We start from the raw sequence: 23,436 nt of genomic DNA, 5'->3' as shown, positions 1-23,436 counted from the left end.
CTTCTCCTCTATTGGTTAACAATTTTACCTATAGGTTCATTCTTTGACGAATGATTCTCGTACACGTTTCCAGAATGGGAATGGTCGGAATCGCGCAAATCTTACTTTTTCTTCGGCTACCCGGCACTGGATGGATTTCACTTTTTCATGCAATAAGAAAAGATGGTCAATGGTTATGTGAAAATCAACATCGTTAACCGGTTTCAACATGCATGTATGGTGCTGCGGTAAAACGAGCGGAGAGCCGACTGTTCGGAACACTCTGTTGTTGATCGAAGCCATTTCCGCCAACTGGAGCGAAGGAAGCGAAGGATGGATGATGGCTCCGCCAAGGGCTTTATTGTATGCAGTACTCCCCGAAGGCGTAGAGATGCACAACCCATCCCCTCTGAAGGTTTCGAATTCTTCACCTTTGATTTCAACATTCATGACCAGTGAGCCTTCCACGCTTTTTACTGTACATTCATTCATCGCCAAATAGCGGCTTTCCTTATCATCGTCCAAATAACGGACAGTCACTTCAAGCAAAGGGTATTCAACGATTTGGAAAGGTGTTTTCGCAATATGGATGACGAGTTTTTCCACTTCGCTCGGTGTCCAATCGGCATAGAAACCGAGATGTCCTGTATGTACACCGACAAATGCAGTCTGATCGACACGTTCGATGTAATGATGGAACGCATGAAGAAGTGTGCCATCCCCACCAATTGAAATGACGATATCAGGTTCTTTCTCATTCCACTTCAAATCAAAATCTTGCAAATAAGATTTAATCCTTTTTTCAAGTTTAGCTGATTTCTCGTCACCTTTTGAGATTATCGAAAAATTCATTAGCCATCGCTTCCTTACCTTCAAAATTCATCCCTTTATGTATATCACCGTTGTTCTTTTTGCTCGAAAATCTTTTGCGCCTCTTGTATTTCACCTTTTATAAGAGACATTTCCTCATCCAGCCTGAAAGCAGCTTCTGCCGCACGCTGAAGGCGTTCTTCAATATTCGTCGGGATCGCACCTGCATATTTATAATTTAAAGAATGCTCAATTGTCGCCCAAAAATTCATAGCAAGTGTCCGGATTTGGATCTCCACTAAGAGTTTCTTTTCACCGCCTACAGTTTGCACAGGATAGGATAGGACGACGTGGAAGGAGCGGTATCCGCTTGGCTTTTTATGATTGACATAGTCCCTTTCTTCAATTACTTCAAGATCTTTACGCTTCTTCAGCATATTGATGACTGATTCGATATCATCTACAAACTGGCACATGATCCTGATCCCTGCAATATCTTGAATTTCCGTATCAATGTCATCAAGCGGAATGTTTTTCCGTTTCGTTTTATCTATAATACTTGCAACAGGTTTGACTCTGCCGGTGACAAACTCGATTGGGGAGTGCTTATTCTCAATGAGGTATTGTTCACGCACCCCCTTCAATTTCACCTTCAATTCATCAACTGCTTGTTTGTAAGGATTCAAGAATACATCCCATTCCATCTAACCACCACCGAATCTATTTTTTCGGAAGCTCTCTAAATCAACCGTTGATCGGTTGAAAGATCTCCTCAACACTTTTCATCATTTCGTTACCGTAATTTGCATTTCCAGAAATGTTTTCGATCAAATACTCTAATTCCCATTTTAATCCTTTCAAACTTAGAGGTTCATGGTTAGATAATTTCAGAAAAGCATCCTTCTCTTCTGTAATCACTGTTTTCAATGCATTCCATTGTTCTTTTGGAAATGAAACGTAAATGAAACTATCCGTCGTTTCTAATATATAAATGAAAGATAAAGCATCAGAGTCTACGAGTACTTGTTCGGAAGGTGCCAGGCTAACATCCCCAGACAGGTTTTCGCTATTGCTCCCAAACTCGACCCTATCTTCAAAAATCTCACTTGATGTCACTTCTAATCTCGTAGTCATAATGGTCCTCCTAAAAATAAATCGATATGCTTTGTTTTACTTTATAGCTGTTTTCTAAAAGTTTTTATCTAAAAAAGGAAATATGCGAGACTCCGCAAGCTTTTAAAGGATCTTCGAGTATAATGATGAACTTCGACTAATTACCACCACGTCCTGCGCCTGCCGTTACTCGGTGCAAAACTACAAGGATGCAGTGTAGGCCGTGGTCTTGTGGTGAACGTCGAAGCCAGCATAAGGCGAGCTTCTAAGAATTCCCATCGCAGACAAGAAAATGATTTCATTTTTGTGTTGAGATCCTGTACAGTGAGCTGATGAGGCTTGCAGATCTAGGGCTCCATACATGAAGTGATGTCTAGCTCAGCGACCAGTACTTGGATCACTTCAAACTTTCTGTGCCGGCAACACATTGATTGACATCCTCATGAGTTAGCCCACGCAGAACCAAGTTTTTGTTTGGTTCGAGCCTCCTCGTCAGTCCTCCAGTGACCTGCGTGACTAAACGGGGCGCTTCTGCTTTTCTATAACCCGCGGATAGCGAGTATATTTCCAAATTGTAGAACTACAATTCATACGAAAACAGTCCTCTTTTTTAAAACTCCTTATTAAGTGTATCATATTTTAAATCTCAAATTAAAATTGTAGCACGTATCCTCATATGAGATAATGACACGGAAATGAATGTCATATGAGGTGACCGATATTATGAAACAAGAAATCGAAATTGAACTTAAGAATCTCGTTACTGAAGAAGAATTCAATTCTCTATGTGCTGCCTTCTCTATATCGGATGATTCTTTTATCGAGCAAACGAATCATTATTTTGATACCGAGGATTTTTCGTTAAAAGAAAAAGGATGTGCTCTCCGTATCCGTCATAAAAAGAACAACTATACATTCACTCTGAAACGACCTCAAGATGACGGACTGCTTGAAGCGCATGAAGTACTATCAGAAGCAACTGCCTTGAACTTGATTAATGGTCGTAGAGTCGATCCAAGTGAGATGCTGGATTTACTTGAAGACACTTTCGGAATCGAATCCAGCAAGTTAAAATGCTTAGGGTCTCTTGTCACTTCAAGAGTTGAAAGAGCATATAAATCCGGTTTACTTGTATTTGATCATTCCACTTATCTTGGAACAGAAGACTTTGAACTGGAATACGAAGTCGGTGACCGCAAGACTGGCGAACAAGAATTCCACAACCTTCTTGAAACCTACCACATTCCACAACGAAACACGCCGAATAAAATCGAGCGCTTCTTCAATCGTAAACGCGTTTGAACCGAATCTACGGATTGTGATATGAAATTTTTGTCAAAATTCGTTGTTTATGGGAATGCCGTTTGCTATGATGAAGGTAGTTTATGAAAGTAGGGATGACGTTTGAACAGTCAACTGATCCGATCATTAATAGAACTACAATCACTGAGCCAATTTCAGATTGGACCGAAAACTTCTTCTGTCGATTCACCATGGAGTAGGATGTTTGAGGAAGCTCTCCAGTCATTTATTAAACCTGATACTGCTACAAGTGATAACAACATGAAACCAATGGAATTGAATTCGGCAGTCATGATGAAGAATCCACTGACGGACAAGACTCCGACTATATCAACCAACAATCAGTATCGTACATATATTAACAAAGCAGCGGCGAAGTACAATCTTGATCCGAACTTGATTGAAGCTGTCATCAAACAAGAATCGAGTTTCAATGCCTTGAGTACCAGTCCTGCAGGTGCGATGGGATTGATGCAGCTGATGCCGAAAACCGCTGAGGGTCTTGGTGTCAGAAATCCTTATAATCCTGAAGAGAACATCATGGGTGGAGCGAAATATTTAAGACAAATGCTTAATCGCTATGACGGTAATATCCAGAATGCGCTTGCCGCTTATAATGCTGGGCCTGGGAATGTCGATCGCTATAATGGAATCCCTCCGTTTTCCGAAACGAAAGGTTATGTCAGCAAAGTAATGTCTAATTATCAACGTACCTAAGATAAATTGAATAAAATGCTATGACATTCTCGCAGATCGTACACAAAAACTCATTTTCGGATGGGTTTCTTTTTTTTAGGCTTATTGTTTGTTGCTATTGGAATGTTGTAAAGGAAGGTAGTGAAAGGTTAGGGAAGTGAAAATATGCAAGACTCCTGCGGGACAGCCAACTAAGCGAGACCCCGCAGCTTTTTAAAGATCTTCGAGTATAATACATCCTGTACAAGAACGTCCAAGGTGAATATAAGGTCAAATGAACTGTAAATCAGAATGTTTGCTGAAACAATAATTGCATTGCTAAAATAAGTAATAACTTCTTGCTAAGAATAAAGTGTGATTATACTTTTTCAAGTTGGAACAAAATAAGGCAGGTAACGAATTATGAATTCAAATTATACACCATTTGAAGTTATCGGCGGTAAAGAGATGGTTGATAAGCTTGTTGAGGCATTCTATCCTCGCGTACAAGCTCATCCGGATCTCGCTCCGATATTTCCAGATGATTTAACTGAAACGATAAGAAAACAGAAACAATTTTTAACCCAGTTTTTAGGAGGGCCGCCATTATACAGTGAAGAACATGGCCATCCGATGTTAAGGGCAAGACATATGCCGTTTCCAATCACACCTCGACGTGCGGAAGCGTGGCTTTCCTGTATGAAGGAAGCAATGGAAGAAGTCAACCTGGAAAGCCCTTATAAAGAACAAATTTACAGCCGTTTGACGATGACAGCCCATCACATGGTTAACAATCCTGAATAAGAGCGATAGAAAGGAGAATAACCATTGACGAAGCACAAGACAGAATCAACAGAAGCTAAAAATGCTATCCAATGTGAGTGCGAATTACCAACTTCATATAAGAATCGCCCCATTGAAATATACTCATTCGTAGATCCTCTATGTCCAGAATGCTGGGGCCTTGAACCTGTCATAAAGAAGTTACAGATCGAGTTCGGAAATCACATCCGACTTAGACATTTGATGGGGGGTACACTCGATTACTGGAATTCTGCGATACAGAGACGGAATGGGATTTGTACGAAAGAAGATGTTGCAAAGAAATGGGAAATCACAGCCAATCGCTCCGGGATGTCTTGTGATGGAGATGTATGGTATGAAGATCCGATTAAAACTCCTTATATCGCTTCGATTGCAGTAAAGGCTGCTGAATTACAAGGAAAATCAAATGGTGTACGCTTCTTGAGAAAATTAAGGGAAGAATTATTTCTGCAAAAGCAGAATATTACGAAATTGGATGTACTGGTGCAGTGTGCAGATGAAGCTGGGCTCGATGTGAATGAGTTCCAAAAAGACCTTCATTCAGAAAGCGCAGTAAAAGCGTTCCAGTGTGACGTTAAAACAACACAAGAAATGGAAGTCAACCAACTGCCATCACTCGTTTTTTTCAGTGATACTTCAGAAGAAGGCATAAAAATTACTGGAATGTACTCATATGAGATTTATGTTCATATTTTGGAAGAACTTCTCGGGGAATTACCGAAAAAATGTCCCCCGCCGCCAATGGAGTATTTTTTGAAAAAATATCAATTCGTGGCTACAAAAGAAATTTCAGAAGTTTATAATCTCAGTGAACGTGAAGTGGAGAAACAACTTAAAGAATTTGTCTTACAGCAAAAGGTTGAAAGAGTTCCAGTAAAACACGGAACCTTTTGGCGTTATATTGAAGGGGCTGACGTATAAGTCAGACCCCTTTTTTACATTTAAAGAAAATATAAATACTTTCTTCAATACAAGGGCAACGAAGGCTCAGCCTTCGCTAAGGCCTGGCCTTGCCAAGTTTTCTTTATAGTAAACTGAATATTTTATCAATGATTGATTTTGGACGCAACGGAAGCTCTGTCAACTCCGTGACATTGACCCAAATCGGGATGTACTTCCCTTTTGCTTCATTCTTGCCATTCATCTCTTCCCCAATGCCCTTTCCAAACTCACCGCCACTGATCTCAGCCTGAAAATAATACTGCAGACTGTTCCATTTTTCTGTATGGACCAACCCTTTAATCATGACGTCGACGCCCAATTCTTCCTTCGCAGCTCTACGTGCGGCTTCCTCTGGTGTTTCACCATCTTCTATCCCGCCGCCAGTGATAACATAATAGATTTCTGATTGTTTCACACGTTTGATCAGTGCATTTGTTCTGATTGTATTAGGATGATTCTGCTCCGATTTCTCACATTCTGCCTCCATCGGAAAGCATGTTTTATTTTTGAATTCATAAAATGTAGTGAAAGGAGATTGATATCATGCAAATAGGGATGATTCTCGGAGTCATTGGTGTTTTGGTTAGTTTCGTCCTCGTCGTTTTCGGCTTCCTCAAAATTTTTCCATTATTCATAGCAACACCACTGCTTTTCATATCCATTCTCTATATTCTTGTCCGTATCAACAGCCGCAAACGATTCAAGGGCTTTAAAATTTAAACGGGCTGACCCTACAGCCAGCCCGGTAGTAATTTTATTCTGTTTCGAAAAGTAACTCTTCCATATCACTCAATACGGATTCGAATACCGAAAGAGCATCCTCGATTGGTTTGCTGCTAGTCATATCCACTCCTGCCTTCTTCAAGACTTCAATTGGATAATCAGAACTTCCAGCTTTCAAGAATTCAAGATATCGTTCAACTGCTGGCGCACCTTCATCTAAAATCTGTTTAGAAAGCGAAGCGGCTGCACTGAAGCCAGTCGCATATTGATATACATAGTAGTTGTAATAGAAGTGAGGTATCCTTGCCCATTCAAGTCCGATTTCCTCATCAATGATGATATCTTCGCCAAAGTATTTTTCATTAAGGTCATAATAGAGTTTCGTAAACAAATCAGGAGTCAACGCTTCACCAGCTGCTGCACGTTCATGGATCAATTGTTCGAACTCGGCGAACATCGTCTGGCGGAAAACGGTGCCTCGGAATCCTTCAAGAAGATGGTTCAACAAGTATAATTTCTTCTTCTTGTCATCTGTAATGTTGAGCATATATTCGTTCAACAATGCTTCATTACAAGTAGAAGCTACTTCAGCAACAAAAATCGAATAATTCGCATATGGATATGGTTGTGTCTCACGTGTGTAGTAGCTGTGCACAGAGTGTCCGATTTCATGTGTCAATGTAAACAGGTTGTTTACGTTGTCCTGCCAATTCATAAGAATATATGGCATCGTCCCGTACGCTCCTGAAGAATATGCTCCACTTCGTTTTCCTACGTTCTCTTGTACATCGATCCAGCGTTTCTCATAGCCTTCTTTTACGATATTGACATACTCTTCACCCATCGGTGCAAGACTCTTCACGACAAGTTCCTTTGCCTCATCATAAGGGATCTCCATTTTAACGTCTTTTACAATCGGTGTATAAAGATCATACATGTGCAGTTCATCCAAGCCTAGAGCCTTTTTACGGAGCTTCACATAGCGATGCATCAGATGAAGATTGTCATTCACCGTCTTCACGAGATTGTCGTAGACCGTCTCAGGGATATTGTTTGCATCTAGTGCTGCTTGACGTGCAGAATCATACTTCCTTATTCTTGCATTGAAATTGTCTTTTTTCACTGTTCCGCTTAATGTACTTGCGAATGTATTTTTGAATTTATCATACGTTCCATACATTGCCTTGAAAGCATTCATGCGGACTTCCTGATCATCACTTTCCAAGAAACGGATATAACGACCGTGTGTAAGTTCAACCTCTTCCCCATTTTCATCTTTGACTGTCGGGAACTTGAGGTCCGCATTATTCAGCATTCCAAAAGTATTACTCGCATTGTTCGTCACTTCACTTACACCCGCGAGCAGCGCTTCCTCTTTTTGAGACAACACATGAGGACGGCTTCTGTTGATTTCATCAAGAAAATGATCGTAAAGCTTCAAGTCATCATTCTCTTCCACAAAGGATTTGATCTGACTTTCGTCTAAAGAAAGAATTTCAGGAACGATATAAGAAAGGTGACTGCTTGTTTCAGTCGCCAAGGTCGCCACTCGATCGTTCAAGCCTTGGTAAAAGGAATTCGTTGTATCCTGGTCATTTCTCATATGCGCATATGTATACAACTTTCCAACCCGTTTGGTAATTTCATCTTGAAGCTGCAAGGCTTCATATAAGGTTGCTGACGACTCTCCAAGTTTCCCCTGGTATTGGTCAATCTGAGGAATCAATTCTTTTACCTGTTTGAATTCTTCTTCCCATACATCATCAGTTTCGAAAATATCCTCTAAATCCCAAGTATCTTCAACCGGAATTTCATCTCTTTTCGGTAATGATTTCACTGCTTGTTCTGCCATTTAAAATCCTCCTTATTTCCTCTTACAAAATTACTGGTTCAGGTAGGTTGTTGCTAATAGAAAACATTCCCTACATCTGTATAAAATTCGAGGGACAGTTCCAATTTCCTTTCTATCTTCCCTATGTTTTTCAGATAAATCCAGATTATTATATACTTGCTTTAACTTTCTTATTAATTATTTTCCCAAAATCCACTCCCTTTCCGCGGGCGAACCGCGAGCCTCCTCGCTCGTTCCTCACTGCGGGGTCTCGGCTGGCTCGCTGTTCCCGCAGGAGTCTCGTGGATTTCTTAATGAAAAATAGCAAGCAATAAGGTTTTTTACACCTTAAAATACTGTTTCATCGTTTTTCGAACATCAGTAATCGATTCCGGGAATTGGAGGTCCTTCCTCTTAATAAAGTGATTCACATCAACCCTTTTCAACACACCGAATTTACATAACCATTGCAAATAATCCATCAATGCATAGGAAATATGACTCTTCTCATCTGCAAGGTAAGGACGGGTGCTGATTTTATAAAACTTGATTGTTTTAATGAATTGGCGGAAGATTTGACGGAATGAAAAAGTGGAATCAATTGACATTGGATGGAGGATTTCGATCAGAAAACAAGTTTGCCACACATAGGCGGGCGAGTTGAACCAGAAAAGGTGTTTAGAGGGAAGTCCCGCTTCAACTGGAAAAAGACTTACCGGAACCCCTTTATTTACAAGGTGTTTCTTCATCATGATAACGGAGGGATCTTTGTTCACATGGATATAAAGGCGAGTCGTTACGCTTTTTTCAATCCATTCAGAATGGAAATCCTTCAAATTAGGCGCTTCAAGTTCATTTGAGTGGAATGGATATACGATTTGATTTGAGGAGATGGTCTTTTTACAGGCAAGAATCGTCCTTGAGGTGTATGGAACGATGGAATGAAGAAACGTAAAGGATAAGCTTAGAGGGCAGTAATACATGATATATGGTGAAAACACGCAACGGTCATTGAATCGTAAGGATTGAAAGGCAAGCTCGTCCAACCTATAAAAGCTTGTATTCTTGATTCTGGATATCCTTTTTGATCCTAATATCCAGATAGGCTCGATTCCTGCATTTTGAAGGGTACGGGTACGTTTTTTGAAAATTTCGATGGGGATGGTCGCGCATTGATATTCGATCGCGGTCGATAAGCCAGGGAGATATAGGTCAGGGCGTTGCCTTAATAAGGGGAAGTATCGTTCTAATTCTCGGGCAACGTTTTGAGCGGATAACCATTGATACAATTGTCTTTTCCCTAACAAATGGTAGGTGGATTCTGGTTCGATATCCACCCCGCATGCAGTGCCGCTTACGTGTGAAAAGTGCCAGATCCTCTTTGTCCCAAGCTTAAGGACAACGTTCTTATTGCAGACGGGACATTGGAAAGCATCTGAATCTCTCAGCTTTTCCAACTCGTCTTTTTTCCAGGTTTCGGCCAGATTGATACACTGTCCGTTGCTGGAATTCGCAGAAAGCATTGAATCACCTCTATCTATTGAATTTTTTCGCACCTCAATAGTATTCCATATAAAAAAACAGAACCCTTCTCGATGGAGAAAAGATTCTGTGAATTCATCAAAGCAATGGAGATAAGAGCCTTGATGTAGATTCGAGGATTTTATAATAAAACCCCCTTTTGTGGAATGATTCAAGGACAAGTGGGGTCGAATCTTCAAGATCCTGGATATAATCATCCACCAGCCTCAATGTACTCTTCGTACGATATAAAAATGCGTTCACTTCGAAATTCAAATGGAAGCTCCTCATATCCATATTTGCAGTACCGATGGAAGCAAGTTCATTGTCGACGATAATGATCTTACTGTGCAAAAATCCCTTGCGATATTCGTAGATCTTCACACCCGCTTCGAGAAGACTTGGAAAATAAGATCTAGACGCATAGAATGGCAGCTTCTTATCCGGTCTTGCGGGGAATAACAACCGAACATCGATTCCGCTTAAAGCAGCGACTCTCAATGCATTCAGAATGTCCTCATCAGGGATGAAATAAGGCGATGTGATCCAAATTGATTTCTTAGCGGAAATAATCATCGAGAAAAACAACTTTTTTATGATGTCCCACTGGTGATCCGGTCCGCCGGCAATCATCTGTACGCCACCATACACTTGGGCACTCGGAATTTCAGGAGAAAGATAATTCGGGTCCAACAAGGTCTCTCCAGTCATCGAATACCAATCCTGCAGAAAGATGATCTGTAAGCTTCTAACCGCTTCCCCCTTTACCATCAGATGTGTATCCCGCCAGTAACCGTAAGTGGGATTCAATCCTAAGTATTCATCGCCGATGTTAAGTCCGCCGACAAAACCAACATTCCCGTCAATCACGACAATTTTCCGATGGTTCCGGTAGTTGATCTTGTTATTGAATAAAGGGAGTTTAACAGGTAAAAAAGGTACTGCCTGAACGCCTGCATTTCGAAGTTGATCAATATAGTCGCGAGAAAGCTTCCAGCTTCCGACTGCATCATACAAGAACCGGACTTCGACTCCTTGTTTCGCTTTTTCCATCAGGATCGTCCGGATCTGTCTGCCGATATTGTCATGACGCACAATATAATATTCCATATGTATATGTTCTTCCGCATTCCGTAAGGCTTCAAGAATACATGTGTATGTTTCTTTCCCATTTGTAAGGACCTTGGTATCGGTGTTGAATGAAATCGGGCTTTTTCCTAGCCTTTGGGCTAACTGGAACAGCAACCGTTGATGATCCCCCATCATTTTCATATTGTCATCATCGATGGCACGATTTTGTTCAAACCGTGAAAAAGCCTCTTCATCAGTGAGCGCTTTTTGATCGAACATTTTCTTTTTACGATAATTCCGACCGAACATCATATAGAAAAAGAAACCGACTAAAGGAAACGCGGCCAAAACAACGAACCAGGTCAGCGTCTGGGACGGATGCCGATTTTCTAAAAAGATGACAATCCCGATGAATAATGCAGAAAATGAAAAAAAGATACTTAAGGCACCAAGGATCCAATTTGCCCCGACAATCCAATTCTCCCAGTACGGTTTCGTAATGACGAATATACTTATCAGGATTGCTAAAAACATCGTAAGCTGCAATGTCTTTTTGAACATGGTTACATCCCTCTGAATTCAATGTGGCATTGATTGGCAATGTAATGGTGTTAAAACGAAAACGCCGAAATTCTTGACGAAGATCGGCGTCCCACTACTTCTTAGGAAAATACTCGTTCAATTGTTCGAGCGCATTTTCTGCAAGAATCACTTTACCATACTCTTCGATCCGATGAACGGTAAGATCTGTTTCGTCACCAAATTCCAGCAATCTGCTCAACACATCATCCTGTTCAGATTCACTGAACGAATCATAGAAAGTCACGTACAAATAGTACTTGTTTTCATAATGATAAAGGATATCTTCAAATGACTCACAATTTATATCGTGACTTAATGAAATGAGATCCTCGATGTCATCGAAACGGATCATGAAAGATAAGTAATCTTCATCATCGTGGTCAGAAGCATCTTCGTTATCAACATCTGAATTGAATTGATGGTCAAGCATCTTTTCAATGTTTTCATCAACTGGCACATCGACCTGCTTGTCATCTGATATCGGAAGCTCCAATTTCGAACCATCCTGTGATAACGAAGCCCGTGTTACCAGAATTTCAAGTCCTTTATCCAAAGCCTGGACCTGAATCCAAAGCGGACCTTCTAATGAAAATTGTTCCTGTTGATGCGCTTCATCCATCATCTCCCAGAACAGCTCTTCTCCCCGCTCCCGGTTTTGCCAAATTTCCTCTTTATCGAATCCTCTTGTCTCTATATCGCTATAAGTTATAAAAAACTTGATTGTATACTCATTTACACGTTCTATTTCCATGGTGTTTCTCTCCCTTCGATCCAGATTGCTCACCTGGAAGAGATTTTGAACCCCTGTACGTTAAAATTTACATTCTTTCGCATAGTGTTCCCGATTTGTACGCTACTGAATCAATAATAAATTGTTGGAGTTTCTTGTACTTCTATTCTATGATAAATAAGGAAGGAATGAAATAAAAATGCATGACCATTTTTACTTTTTTACCATAAATAGGCCGATAACCGATACCACCTAGCTTGACGCTATTGAAGAACTATCTTATAATTTCAACGTTCAAGACCTTATACATATAGCTATTTTGGTTGATTGTACGTGGATTATAAGCCAACGTCAAGTGTTTTTTCATATTAGAAAGGGGCTTACTTTTTTGTTTGAATCGGAATTTATCATTGCACTTTTATCAATTATTGCCATTGACATCGTTCTTGGCGGGGATAATGCGATTGTCATTGCGTTGGCCAGCCGTAATTTACCCGTTCACCAGCGGAATAAAGCGATTTTATTAGGTACAGGCTTAGCGATTGCCGTAAGGGTTGTACTAACCATTGTGGCCGTTTACTTATTAAAAATACCTTACCTTATGTTAGTAGGTGGTGTCCTTCTTGTTTACATCGCCTATAATTTGTTGGCTGAAGATAATGGCGAAGCAGACATCAAGGCTGGGACAACATTAAGGGAGGCTGTAAGGACAATTGTCGTTGCGGATATCGTAATGGGGCTCGATAATGTACTTGCCATCGCAGGTGCGGCTCACGGGAACATCTTACTCGTGATCATCGGTTTACTCGTATCGGTACCAATCATCATTTGGGGAAGTAAATTAATCCTCCATTTCATGGAACGGTTTCCGGCACTCGTCTATATTGGATCTGGAATTCTCGCATTTACAGCAGCTAAGATGATTACAGAGGAACAAATCATCCACAACTTGATTGGACACAATGATTTCCTTAGCGTTCTCCTATACGTATTCATCATCGGTGGAGTCCTGTTATCAGGATGGTTCACCAAACGAATAAAAACACACGAAAGCTTGAACTAAACAGCTTGTAAAAAGGCTCGCCTGAAATTGGGTGAGTTTTTTTCATTTATAGAAGGTCTTTTTTGTCAGACCATATGGAGGAAAGGTCGTAACAGAGTCTGGATGTGTTTCCTTCATGTCACATTTTTAATGATTGTAATAAGTAGCTTGCAGTTTTTCTGGAATCGATATGGAGGTAATTTCTTAATTGTTGGTTTGTGATTGTGGGCTGGATTAAGAGGTAATAATCACGAAGCGCATTTAGGTGGGCGTCTTTTGAGACTGTTTTACAAGCGAGACAAATCCATTTACCGTGAATTCTTTCCATTGGAATAGTGAAACAGTGAGGACAGTGTACTCCTGTTAGCAGTTCATCTTTTGTAATTTGCAGCTGGCTGAGCAAGTCAGGGTCATGTAAAGTGTGTCTTTTAATAAGCAGATTTTTTAGTTTTTTGAGATCTTTTGTTGAGAGGTACTCTTTGGTGTGGTTATTGTGCAGAGTTTCAATGGTAACACGGAGTGAGGAATTGAAGGACTTTTTTCGTGAGCAGCTTTTCATTATCCCGAGGTTCGATTTGAGCGGAATCATTTGTTAGAACAACAAATGAGTATATCGGAATATCATTCGAGAATTTATGTTGTTCTAACCATCTTCTCAGTTGAAAATGTTGATGGTCTACCTGATGTATAGGATCTTTGTGGATTACTTCCCTACCGTCATCAAACTGTTGGATGAGTTGACAATGGGCAGTGTCAAAGATAAGTTTTCCTGCTAAATTTTTGACCTCTAAAATAATGTTGTATTTCGTGTGAGTTAAAAGTGAATCAATTTGGAAGTAATATTTACCGCTTGATAAGCGTGTGCCATTATAAATCGTATATTCATTACCATCGAGAAAACTTAAAGGATAATCGAGTGATCTTTCTCCCTTGACCCCTGCCTTGCTTATTGACAACCAGCTTTCCGCTTTTGCTCTTCCTGGATGGTATGGTGTAGATCTTCTTAGTATTGCTTCAAGTTTTTCGATTTTTGGTGAGTAAAAATTGATTTTTTTCGTCAATAAATCACACCTTTCTTTATTTTGTAATTTTTTATTCTAGTCGCATCACCATTTTTCCTTTTTTAATGGCGATAATTTTCTATAAAAGATGTTTTCATGGGGCATATGAGGATGATTAGAGCAAATTTGAGCGGAGCTTGAGCAATTTCAAGGACATCTTGAGCAATTCCGAGGGCATCTTGAGCAATTCCGAGGGCATCTTGAGCAATTCCGAGGGCATCTTGAGCAATTCCGAGGGCATCTTGAGCAATTCCGAGGGCATCTTGAGCAATTTCAAGGACATCTTGAGCAATTTCGAGGGCATCTTGAGCAATTTCGAGGGCATCTTGAGTAAATCAGTAAAATAGACCCGCGCCGCGACAGCACAAACCCGGGCCGCGACAAGAAAAAACCTACACTCCCTGTAATCAGCATCCCTAGAACCCCCAGCTCCCTCCCCCCTAAATAAAACAAAAAAAAGACTGTTGCCTACCATTCAGTTAAGCAGCAGTCTTTTCATTATTAGTTGACCATTTTTTGAGCTTCGAGGAGTTGGAATGTACGTACTTTTCTTGGTAGGAAACGACGGATTTCATCTTCGTTGTATCCTACTTGCAGACGTTTTTCATCAATCAAAATCGGACGACGCAATAATCCAGGATTTTCGCTCATCAGCTCAAACAAATCTTGAAGCGGCATAGTCTCAAGGTTGACATTCAACTCTTGGAACGTCTTGGAGCGTTTCGAAATGATTTCGTCTGTACCTTCCTCTGTCATACGCAGAATCTCTTTAAGCTCATTGATTGACAATGGCTCTGAAAAGATATTACGCTCTTGGAAAGGTATTTCGTGTTCCTCTAGCCATGCTCTAGCCTTTCTGCATGATGTGCAACTTGGAGAAGTATATAATGTAACCATAAGGATCGTCTCCTTTCATGATTTGAAAATCATATTTATAAGAAATCTTACTTTAAAAAGATTATTAATCACATTTCTTATTATACAACAATTTCTATGTGTATGATAGGGTATAAATGGATTTCCTTCAGAAACTGTGTCCATCTTGTTAAACCTTCCCAAAAACCATGTTCCCTTGTTTATTTTTTTTAAACCTAAACTATAATAAAACTTAGATTGTTTCTCAGAAATTTGCTTGTAGATGATAATGGAGTGAGTATTCTTGAAAAAGTCATTAGCTTTGCTTAGTAGTTTTATAATCCTTTTAACAGCGTGTTCTGAAGATATCATTACAAGCGACAACGCTGCTGACAATGCGATACCTGTAAAGACGGAAGCCGTTGAAAAATCCACCTTCAAAGAATCAATTGAACTCGTGGGTAGAACAACCCCGTCTGAGCAAATCCCGGTCATCTCCTCCACACCTTCCCAAGTAAAAAAAGTACATGTAAAAGAAGGAGATAATGTTAAAAAAGGAGATCTGCTTTTTTCATTAGAAGATCAACAACTGCGACAACAACTTGCACAAGCCAGGTCAGCCGTCTCGACCCTTGAACGTTCGAGAAATCAACTTAATTCAGCTATCGAACAACAACAAGCTACACAATCCCGAGTGAACAAAGTCATTGACGATACGATCGATCAGCTGGAAGAGATCCCATTGCCAGAGCAAGCTGATTCGGATGAAATCACAGCTACGATCTCAGAAACACTTGAACAATTAAAAGGAGTGGCTTCATCTGGCTCCTCACTCACCGCTTCCACCCTACCGCTGATCAACGGTCAACTGGAACAGGCAAAAGGAGGAGTGAGACAAGCCGAAAGCGCATTAGAAGCAACTAAAATCACATCACCAATTGATGGGACAGTTGGTCAAGTCAATGCAAAAGCTGGAGCACCAGCCCTCCCCTCTTCACCTTTAGCTGTTGTTTCAAGTAATCAAGACCTGAAAGCTGTTTTCAGTGCAAACAAATTTCAGGTAAAAGAACTCACAGAGGATATGCCAGTACAAATGAGCTTCGAAGACGTCTCAAAGCCGATTAAGAGTACAATAGAATCCATTTCTTCAGAACCGAATCCGGAAACAAGCACGTACACGGTCTCAGTCACGTTACCTGAAAACCAGGAAAACATCCAGTCAGATTCTACCGCAACCGCTCTGATCGATACCCAGATCAAAGAAAATACACTGACTGTACCGAATCAGGCCATTCTCTATGATCAAAACAAACCATATGTCTTTGTCGTCCAGGATGAGCGAGCGATCAAACGAGTAATTGAGCTCGAAGGAACAAGCAAGCATACTAGCCATGTCAGCAAAGGATTGACTGAAGGTGACGTTGTTGTCACCGAAGGAAAATACCAATTGATAAACCGTTCGAAAATCAGTATTAAAAAGTGAGTGGACTTGATGAAAATAACTGAACTTTCCGTATTTAGACCAATCGCCATGGGAATGGTGATCTTATTCATGCTAATCATCGGGGCGGTAAGTGTTCGGAATACACCGGTCGACTTATTTCCTGACCTTACTTTCCCTGTTGCAGCAGTCACGGTTACATATGAAGGCGCAAGTCCAGAGGAAGTTGAGAAACTTCTTGCACAACCGATTGAAAATATCATGGGGACCATCCCTAACGTAGAAAGTGTTTCATCTGTTTCACGAACAGGCGGGGCACTTATTATTGTGTCATATCACTGGGGCACAGACATGGACTTTGCCGCCTTAAAAATGAGGGAACAGCTTGATGCAGTTCGTGATCAACTCCCTCGAGACGTTCCACAACCAAGAGTTCTCCGGTTTAATCCGAATGACCTCCCGATTGTCCGTTTAGGCATCCAAGCGCCAGAGGGTGACCTGGTCTCTGCCAAGAAACTTGTAGAAAATGAAATCAAGCCTGCCCTGGATTCGATTGATGGCGTTGCTTCCGTCACGATTGAAGGTGGCACAGAGAAAGTTGTCAACGTGTCTGTAGATTCAGAAGCTTTGAATGATTTCGGTATCACCATTGACCAGCTCAGACAAATTTTGGCTGGAGAAAACGTGACGATGCCGAGTGGAGAAATCAATGACAAGGATATGAAGTATCCATTACGTGTTGTTGGAGAATTCGATTCGATCACCGAGCTCAGACAATTGCCAATTCCGACTAAGAGCGGTGTCGTGGAACTGGATCAGCTCGTTGAAATTGAAGAGACGACGGCAAATACTGACCAGATCAGTTATCTGAACGGGGAACCGAGCATCGGTATATCCATCCTGAAACAATCCGGAGAGAATACCGTTACAGTAGCAAACAACGTCGAAAAGAAATTGGAAGATCTCTCACTCTCCGAAAATGTGAAAGTGGAGACGATTTTCAACCAGGCAAAATTCATTAAACAGTCCATTAAAGCGGTTCTGCTTAATATGATCATCGGTAGTATACTCGCTGCCGGAATCCTGTATCTTTTCTTAAGGAATCTCCGTAGTACGTTGATCATCGGCTTCTCGATACCGATCTCGGTGATGACTGCTTTCATTTTCATGTATTTTTCCGGCCAAACCCTCAACCTTTTGACTTTAGGTGGGTTAGCGCTTGGGGTTGGTATGATTGTCGATAATTCCATCGTCATTTTAGAAAGTATATACAGGCTAAGGGAAAAAGGTGTACCTATAAAAGAGGCTGCAATCACTGGAGCAAAAGAAGTTAGCGGTGCTGTCATCGCCTCTACACTTACAACTGTGGTCGTTTTCCTGCCGATTGTTTTTGTCGATGGTTTGGCTGCACAGTTATTTAAACCATTAGCTCTAAGTGTTACGTATGCGCTCGCAGCTTCACTCATCACGGCGCTGATCATCGTTCCATTGCTGTCATCAAACTTGATCTTAGGAAAACACAAGAAAATCAACCAGAAAGGAAAGTTTCTAAACTTTCAAAGGCGATATATTTATCTCTTAAGAAAAGCGCTTCGCTATCCGAAACGGGTGATTCTTGGTACATTGGTTCTCCTTCTCGTATCGCTTTCTGCTATCCCATTCATAGGGACAGAGTTTTTACCAGCCCAAGACCAGAGTTACGTGAATATTGATGTAGAACTGCCTCCAGGAAGCAGTACAAATTCAACCTATCAAACAACTGAAATCATCAATGAAAAATTGGATAGCATTAGTGCGATCGATCTCTACTATGTGACGATCGGTGGGTCGAATGACTTTTCCATCCAGGCTGGCACCAATAGTAATACGGCAATGTACAGCATATTACTGAAGCCTATTTCCGAACGTGAGCAATCGGATGTTCAAATAGCCGAAACCATCAGATCGAAAATCGGCAAGGTTGAAAATGCCGAGATATCTGTTCAAGCGAGTGATGCAGGCTTTTCAGAATCGCCCGTTTCAATAGAAGTTTCTGGTCCGGATTTAGGAACGCTAGAAACCATTTCAGACAATATTAAAGCAGAAATCAATAAAGTGGATGGAATTCGGGAAATCGATTCTAATTATGAAACAGGGAATCCTCAGCTTGAAATCGAAGTCGATCGAACCAAAGCCTCAAGTTTTGGATTGACGAGTGCCCAGGTTTCGCAAGCTGTTCAAAATGCAACGAACGGGAGAGTTGCTACTGTATTCAATCGAAGCGGTGACCAAGTCGATGTAAGAGTGCAAGTCGATCCAGAAAAGCTTGAGGATGTAGAGGATCTGAAAAATTTAAACATCGAGACACCTAGGGGAGAATTAGTGAAATTGAAATCTATCGCTGAGATCAAGCAAGGAACTGGCCCCAGTCAAATCAACAGATCCGATCGATTACGGGAAATTAGGGTTAGCGCATCAATTCTCGATCGAGATCTGGGAAATGTCATGAATGATGTCAAAAAACAAATTAAAGAGAATGTCTCTTTACCATCTGGTTATGAAATTTCATTCGGTGGTCAAAATCAGCAAATGAAAGATGCCTTCTTCAAACTTAGTGGTGCTTTGGCACTTGCGATCGTATTAATATACATGGTTATGGCGGGTCAATTCGAATCCTTTTCCTACCCATTCATCATCATGTTCTCGATTCCGCTTACTGCAATTGGGATTTTACTTGGATTGGTAGTCACCCGACAGCCTTTTGGAGTTGGTTCGTTAGTCGGTATCTTGATCTTGACAGGAATCATAGTCAACAACGCCATTGTGCTCGTCGACTATATCAACCAGCTGAAGCAAAGGGGACTCTCCACTTCGCGCTCGATTGTAAAAGCCGGTAAAGCGCGTCTACGTCCGATCATGATGACTGCCTTGACGACGATTCTCGGCTTGATCCCACTTATGATCGGGATCGGTGAAGGCACAGAAATCCAACAACCTATGGCGATTGTGATTATTTTTGGTCTTCTATTCGGAACCCTGATCAGCCTGATCTTCATACCAGTCATCTATAACCAATTCGACCGGATAAAAGAAACACGTAAAGGAAAGAAAGAACAAGCCAAAGATATACCAAAATCTTAAACCAATAGAAAAGGGGCTTAGTCATAAGTGTCGGACACTCATGACTAAGCCCCCTGTTGTTAGTTCAGCCATCTTTGTGTAGATATCAAGCTGTATGTCTCTTGGATTGTGACGCTGGGCCTTTTGTCGGCTTAGGCGACCAACCTGGCAGCTTCTTTTTAAGAAGGTCCTTGATCCATTCTCGTTTTTTCTTATTCTTTGTACGGCGTTTCATGAATCTCACCGTCCTTTCCTCACTTACTCTTCAAATGTGAGAACATCATCTACATCCTGATAAGATTTACCGTACAGCTCTACGTCTTTGTAGGTATGAATCTTTTCATACATTTTTTTCATACTTTCATAAACCATTTCTTCTGATTCATTTTCAGGTGCCCAGAACAGGATTTCCATCTCATTGATTTCATTGGTCGCAAGTGAGCGGCGTCTGTACCCGATCGATTCTGCATGTATGAACCCTTCCCGTTTATAAAAGCGTTGTCTTTTTTCGGTATCAGAATCTTCGTAATCAACGGGCTCTACTTCCAGGATGATCGGCTTTCCCTTCTCTTTAAGCTTTTCTAATATCTTGTGGCCAATTCCTTGCCCTCTCGCAGCCCCAGATACAAAAATATAATCGATGAAAATAAAATCCTCGAATTCTGCATACATCAGGACGTGATATTTACTCTCATCCTTATGATAAACATCACCTTTTTCCTTCAACAATAGCTCCATGTGTTTCTTCGACTTCATTTCTTCTACAGGAAAATATTCATTCAGTTTTTCGTACCAGTTCATAGATCTACCCTTTCCATTTGGTTTATTCCTTTCCATTATAACATAACCTCCATTTGGCTCTAAATTTGAATTCAAAGGATTGGTTCGACCTTCCATGAATGAAACGTAAAATGATGAAAAAGCACTAGACAGTTTGTATCAATAATTTAGTAAATAAGCTATAATAAAAGGGGAATAGAAGGTGTTCAGTGGACAGCTAAGTGGGAATTCCGATATTAATCGATTAATAATTTCCCCTCTTCCAAAGGCTTTAAACTTCTTTTACAATAGTAGTATTAGGAAATGATGGATGTTACATACAAGGGAGGTAAAGCAGATGCAATTTTTCATCGACCTTACTTTGCTCGGCGTATTTGTCATCGGGCTGACTGCTTTCATGGGGATCATTACACAGGGTGCTGCTTCAAAACTATTTGGAAGAGGAAAAGCAAAATTCTTCTTGAATAAAAGTAAAGAAACCCAAACAGGATGGCGAAAGGTTCAAAGGAGAATATAAAAATTATAAGTTCTGTTTAGTTTTTATTGTTGATTTCTATTCACTCCTTTCCGCGGGCAAAACGAAAGGCGGAAGCGACCCGATTAGTCACGAAGGTCACTGGAAAACTGACGAGGAGGCTCGAACCAAACAAAGACTTGGTTCTGCGTAGGGCCAACTCATAAGGATATCATTCAATGTGTCGACCGCCGCAGGAAGTTTGAAGCGATCCAAGTGATTGGTCGTTGAACTAGACATCACTTCCTTGCATTTACCTACTTCCGCGAGCCTCCTCACCAGTTCCTCGCTGCAGGGTCTCGCCTGGCTCGCTTTTCCCGCAGGAGTGTCTCAAATTTTACTCAAAATCAACAAAGTCCTTTAACAAAGAAGACCCGGGAGGACTAATATCCTCCTGGGTCTCTTTTGTACTTATAAATACTTTCTTCAGTATAAGTGAAACTATGGCTCAGCCTTCACTAAAACTTGGGTTTGGCAAGTTTTCTTTAATGTTATCTATTTACGGCGTGTAATCTACATTCGGTGTATATGTGTTTCCGGCATCCCATAGAAGGAATTCTTTAATACCATTTTCATTAAGTGCTCGGATTTGTGCTTCTACTTCAGATTTACCATATTTCATGTAATTGCCGCTCCCTAGATAAGAAGCCGTAAAATCCTGTATCCAAGGTCTGGAGATCGGTGGGTTTTCAAGTTCACTCAACTTCTTATTTTCCATTTTTGCATATTCCGTAACAAGACGATATGGTTCCAAGTCTGGTTTTGCAATCCCAAAATACGAGGTCCAGTGACTAGGGTATATCATAGATGAAATGACATCGACATGACTCGATATTTTTGAGAAGTTTTGACCGATACCCGGTGCTTCAGGTAAGGTTGCGGTATATCCGAAAATGTCTACAGACACTTTAACACCATATGGTTCTAGTTGTTTCTTAGCATACTCCACGAATTCTGTTACAGCGGTCACTCGCTTTTGAACATCATCGATATCAAGATCAGCGTATTCACCCTGATTATACGATAACGTTTTATCCCGTTTTTCAAAACCTTCAGGGAAACGGACGTAATCGAACTGAATTTCCTGGAATCCTAACTTCGCTGCTTCGATCGCCACTTGTACATTGTAATCCCATACTTCTTTCATGAATGGGTTTACGAATGCTTCTCCTCGACCATTCTTCCAAACCGCCCCACCATTTTTAAAGGAGAGTCCAGGCTTCTGTTTTGCAAGCACGGAATCCTTAAAAACGACAACCCGTGCAATTGGATAAATTTCATGTTTCTCTAATGTCTCTAACATTTTTCTCGGGTCTTTGATATACGGTTGACCAGCAGAATGTAATGGGGATTCTTTATCTGGTATGTACGTAATATACCCATGATCATCCTTGATATCAACCACCATTGCATTCAATTCAGTATTATCAAGCATTGATACAAGCTTCTCAAACCTGCTGCCCCCTGCAGAGTGCCCTGTTACATAAATTCCTCTTACTGCATCTGGATATTGAAATGTAAATCCTGAGTCATATGCAAACCTCGGAAGCTGCTCCGGAAGTTCCCTTTTCATTACATGTGTTTCAATACCTTTGTGAAATGCTACTTCATAGTCTTGTGTTTCATCTGCCATCTCCCAAGACGGAAACGTCAAAAGAAACATCGACATGATTACTTTCATCATCCCCATATTTTCTGTTCCTCCCCCTGTTGTATCTCGTTATAAATACTATTATAGAAAACCATTCTTTTCATGAAAAGTAACTTTCGACATAAATTTCATCATTTTGCCAAAAAGTTCACATGTTTACTAAGACAATTTTACGATAAATATATAAAACATGACTATGGTTAAAAATTTTTCACTTGAATCGGAGTTGGAGACGTGCTATATTGTTGAACAATACACTTAGAAAAGCAGAAGTGCCTTGCCCACCCGTTACCCAATAGAGCAAATCAGTACTTCATGCATTTATACATTCTATACAAAGGAGGAATATCCATGCGTCAACCAACATTGCTTGAAATATTCGAACATCATAAAACACAAAAATATTTACAACGATCTGGAGTTGTGCATGCCATTGCCTCCAGTTTCCATGCCTATAAGCTGTCCGGTCAATATGGGGTCGATCCTATGCTTGCATGTAAAGCAGCACTTCTTCATGATATTGGTCATTATACATGGTACAGGGATGGTAAGTGGGATTATGAGCAGTACAAAGCAAATGATATACACGCAATCAAAGGTGCTGAAAGAGCACATAAATTATTGATTGAGCTTGGGGAAGATCGTGAAAATGCGAAAGCTATTTCATTAGCCATTCTTTTGCATACTGATTCATATTTGCCTGGGGGATCATTAGAATTGAATCCATTACAGAAAGTCGTCAGGTTGGCTGATGAAGCTGATGAAGAACCTGGTGGTCTCCACCATTATCGTGAAATTTCATATGAGAAAGCAATCGAGCTGGTCAAAAAGCTTGACTCGAAGTTAAATGAAAACGGAAATCCAACACCACTTCAACAAACAAGCTGAA

Annotated in this window: 22 protein-coding genes and 1 pseudogene; 10 read left to right on the top strand and 13 right to left on the bottom strand. The window is 40.7% G+C overall.

All coding sequences use genetic code 11. The features are described 5' to 3' along the window. Positions 1–36 precede the first annotated feature (36 nt). The 3 genes from KOL94_RS02820 to KOL94_RS02810 are packed head-to-tail and all read right to left on the bottom strand — an operon-like array spanning position 37 to position 1,923. Positions 37–831: an NAD kinase gene (locus KOL94_RS02820; RefSeq protein WP_221563865.1), complete on the bottom strand. Its 795-nt coding sequence runs from the start codon at positions 829–831 to the stop codon at positions 37–39. A gap of 44 nt (positions 832–875) precedes the next feature. Beyond that, a complete protein-coding gene (yjbM, locus tag KOL94_RS02815) occupies positions 876–1,493 on the bottom strand; it encodes a GTP diphosphokinase (protein WP_221563864.1) in 618 nt (205 codons plus the stop codon). Between the two features lie 40 nt (positions 1,494–1,533). After that, positions 1,534–1,923 carry a UPF0738 family protein gene (locus KOL94_RS02810; protein WP_221563863.1) on the bottom strand — a complete coding sequence of 130 codons (390 nt, stop codon included), beginning with the start codon at positions 1,921–1,923 and terminating at the stop codon, positions 1,534–1,536. Between the two features lie 702 nt (positions 1,924–2,625). Here KOL94_RS02810 and KOL94_RS02805 point away from each other — a divergent pair. The 4 genes and pseudogenes from KOL94_RS02805 (at position 2,626) to KOL94_RS02790 (ending at position 5,625) form a co-directional block, all read left to right on the top strand. Next, positions 2,626–3,204, top strand: coding sequence for a CYTH domain-containing protein (locus tag KOL94_RS02805; RefSeq protein ID WP_221563862.1), 579 nt, complete (start codon positions 2,626–2,628; stop codon positions 3,202–3,204). Positions 3,205–3,549: 345 nt separating this feature from the next. Further along, positions 3,550–3,918 (top strand): annotated as a pseudogene (locus KOL94_RS02800) (lytic transglycosylase domain-containing protein); the annotation flags it as partial. A 384-nt stretch (positions 3,919–4,302) separates the two neighbouring features. After that, positions 4,303–4,683, top strand: coding sequence for a globin domain-containing protein (locus KOL94_RS02795; RefSeq protein ID WP_221563861.1), 381 nt, complete (start codon positions 4,303–4,305; stop codon positions 4,681–4,683). 66 nt (positions 4,684–4,749) lie between these two features. Further along, a complete protein-coding gene (locus KOL94_RS02790; RefSeq protein WP_221567567.1) occupies positions 4,750–5,625 on the top strand; it encodes a ClpXP adapter SpxH family protein in 876 nt (291 codons plus the stop codon). A gap of 103 nt (positions 5,626–5,728) precedes the next feature. On the opposite strand, the gene KOL94_RS02785 is transcribed toward KOL94_RS02790, so the two are convergent. Next, entirely contained in the window at positions 5,729–6,133 is a 405-nt protein-coding gene (locus tag KOL94_RS02785; RefSeq protein WP_221563860.1) for an NUDIX hydrolase, read from the bottom strand. Positions 6,134–6,189: 56 nt separating this feature from the next. Here KOL94_RS02785 and KOL94_RS02780 point away from each other — a divergent pair, with 56 nt between their 5' ends. Next, positions 6,190–6,366: a hypothetical protein gene (locus KOL94_RS02780; protein WP_221563858.1), complete on the top strand. Its 177-nt coding sequence runs from the start codon at positions 6,190–6,192 to the stop codon at positions 6,364–6,366. Positions 6,367–6,400: 34 nt separating this feature from the next. On the opposite strand, the gene pepF is transcribed toward KOL94_RS02780, so the two are convergent. The 4 genes from pepF to mecA all read right to left on the bottom strand — a co-directional run bounded on the left by pepF (position 6,401) and on the right by mecA (position 12,125). Then, entirely contained in the window at positions 6,401–8,221 is a 1,821-nt protein-coding gene (gene pepF, locus KOL94_RS02775; protein WP_221563857.1) for an oligoendopeptidase F, read from the bottom strand. A gap of 320 nt (positions 8,222–8,541) precedes the next feature. After that, the gene (locus tag KOL94_RS02770; protein ID WP_221563855.1) at positions 8,542–9,723 is read right to left on the bottom strand and encodes a competence protein CoiA; all 1,182 of its coding nucleotides are present in this window, start codon (positions 9,721–9,723) and stop codon (positions 8,542–8,544) included. Positions 9,724–9,820: 97 nt separating this feature from the next. Continuing rightward, positions 9,821–11,353: a cardiolipin synthase gene (gene cls / locus KOL94_RS02765; RefSeq protein ID WP_221563854.1), complete on the bottom strand. Its 1,533-nt coding sequence runs from the start codon at positions 11,351–11,353 to the stop codon at positions 9,821–9,823. Positions 11,354–11,447: 94 nt separating this feature from the next. Then, a complete protein-coding gene (gene mecA, locus KOL94_RS02760) occupies positions 11,448–12,125 on the bottom strand; it encodes an adaptor protein MecA (protein WP_221563853.1) in 678 nt (225 codons plus the stop codon). Between the two features lie 367 nt (positions 12,126–12,492). Here mecA and KOL94_RS02755 point away from each other — a divergent pair, with 367 nt between their 5' ends. Then, positions 12,493–13,167 (top strand): TerC family protein, encoded by a 675-nt coding sequence (locus KOL94_RS02755; RefSeq protein WP_221563852.1) that lies wholly within the window; start codon positions 12,493–12,495, stop codon positions 13,165–13,167. A gap of 482 nt (positions 13,168–13,649) precedes the next feature. On the opposite strand, the gene KOL94_RS02750 is transcribed toward KOL94_RS02755, so the two are convergent. Both KOL94_RS02750 and spxA read right to left on the bottom strand, forming a co-directional pair. Continuing rightward, entirely contained in the window at positions 13,650–14,207 is a 558-nt protein-coding gene (locus KOL94_RS02750; protein ID WP_221563851.1) for a nuclease-related domain-containing protein, read from the bottom strand. Positions 14,208–14,708: 501 nt separating this feature from the next. Continuing rightward, the gene (spxA, locus tag KOL94_RS02745) at positions 14,709–15,104 is read right to left on the bottom strand and encodes a transcriptional regulator SpxA (protein ID WP_221563850.1); all 396 of its coding nucleotides are present in this window, start codon (positions 15,102–15,104) and stop codon (positions 14,709–14,711) included. Between the two features lie 262 nt (positions 15,105–15,366). Here spxA and KOL94_RS02740 point away from each other — a divergent pair, with 262 nt between their 5' ends. Next, the gene (locus KOL94_RS02740) at positions 15,367–16,545 is read left to right on the top strand and encodes an efflux RND transporter periplasmic adaptor subunit (RefSeq protein ID WP_221563849.1); all 1,179 of its coding nucleotides are present in this window, start codon (positions 15,367–15,369) and stop codon (positions 16,543–16,545) included. Between the two features lie 9 nt (positions 16,546–16,554). Further along, a complete protein-coding gene (locus KOL94_RS02735; RefSeq protein WP_221563848.1) occupies positions 16,555–19,623 on the top strand; it encodes an efflux RND transporter permease subunit in 3,069 nt (1,022 codons plus the stop codon). Between the two features lie 85 nt (positions 19,624–19,708). Here the strand turns inward: KOL94_RS02735 and KOL94_RS25105 are convergent, their stop codons facing one another. Both KOL94_RS25105 and KOL94_RS02730 read right to left on the bottom strand, forming a co-directional pair. Then, entirely contained in the window at positions 19,709–19,837 is a 129-nt protein-coding gene (locus KOL94_RS25105; RefSeq protein ID WP_260412182.1) for a hypothetical protein, read from the bottom strand. Positions 19,838–19,860: 23 nt separating this feature from the next. After that, positions 19,861–20,403 (bottom strand): GNAT family N-acetyltransferase, encoded by a 543-nt coding sequence (locus tag KOL94_RS02730; protein ID WP_221563847.1) that lies wholly within the window; start codon positions 20,401–20,403, stop codon positions 19,861–19,863. Positions 20,404–20,719: 316 nt separating this feature from the next. Here KOL94_RS02730 and KOL94_RS02725 point away from each other — a divergent pair, with 316 nt between their 5' ends. After that, positions 20,720–20,899 carry a hypothetical protein gene (locus KOL94_RS02725; protein WP_221563845.1) on the top strand — a complete coding sequence of 60 codons (180 nt, stop codon included), beginning with the start codon at positions 20,720–20,722 and terminating at the stop codon, positions 20,897–20,899. Positions 20,900–21,395: 496 nt separating this feature from the next. Here the strand turns inward: KOL94_RS02725 and KOL94_RS02720 are convergent, their stop codons facing one another. Further along, positions 21,396–22,586 (bottom strand): putative glycoside hydrolase, encoded by a 1,191-nt coding sequence (locus tag KOL94_RS02720; RefSeq protein ID WP_483298056.1) that lies wholly within the window; start codon positions 22,584–22,586, stop codon positions 21,396–21,398. A gap of 312 nt (positions 22,587–22,898) precedes the next feature. Between KOL94_RS02720 and KOL94_RS02715 the strand changes: the two genes are divergently transcribed. After that, positions 22,899–23,435 carry an HD domain-containing protein gene (locus tag KOL94_RS02715; protein WP_221563843.1) on the top strand — a complete coding sequence of 179 codons (537 nt, stop codon included), beginning with the start codon at positions 22,899–22,901 and terminating at the stop codon, positions 23,433–23,435. Position 23,436: the final 1 nt, after the last annotated feature.

This window comes from Alkalihalobacillus sp. TS-13, assembly GCF_019720915.1.
GTDB lineage: Bacteria > Bacillota > Bacilli > Bacillales > Fictibacillaceae > Pseudalkalibacillus.
Note: the sequence above shows the minus strand (reverse complement) of the source record. Positions and strands in the feature narration are given on the sequence as shown.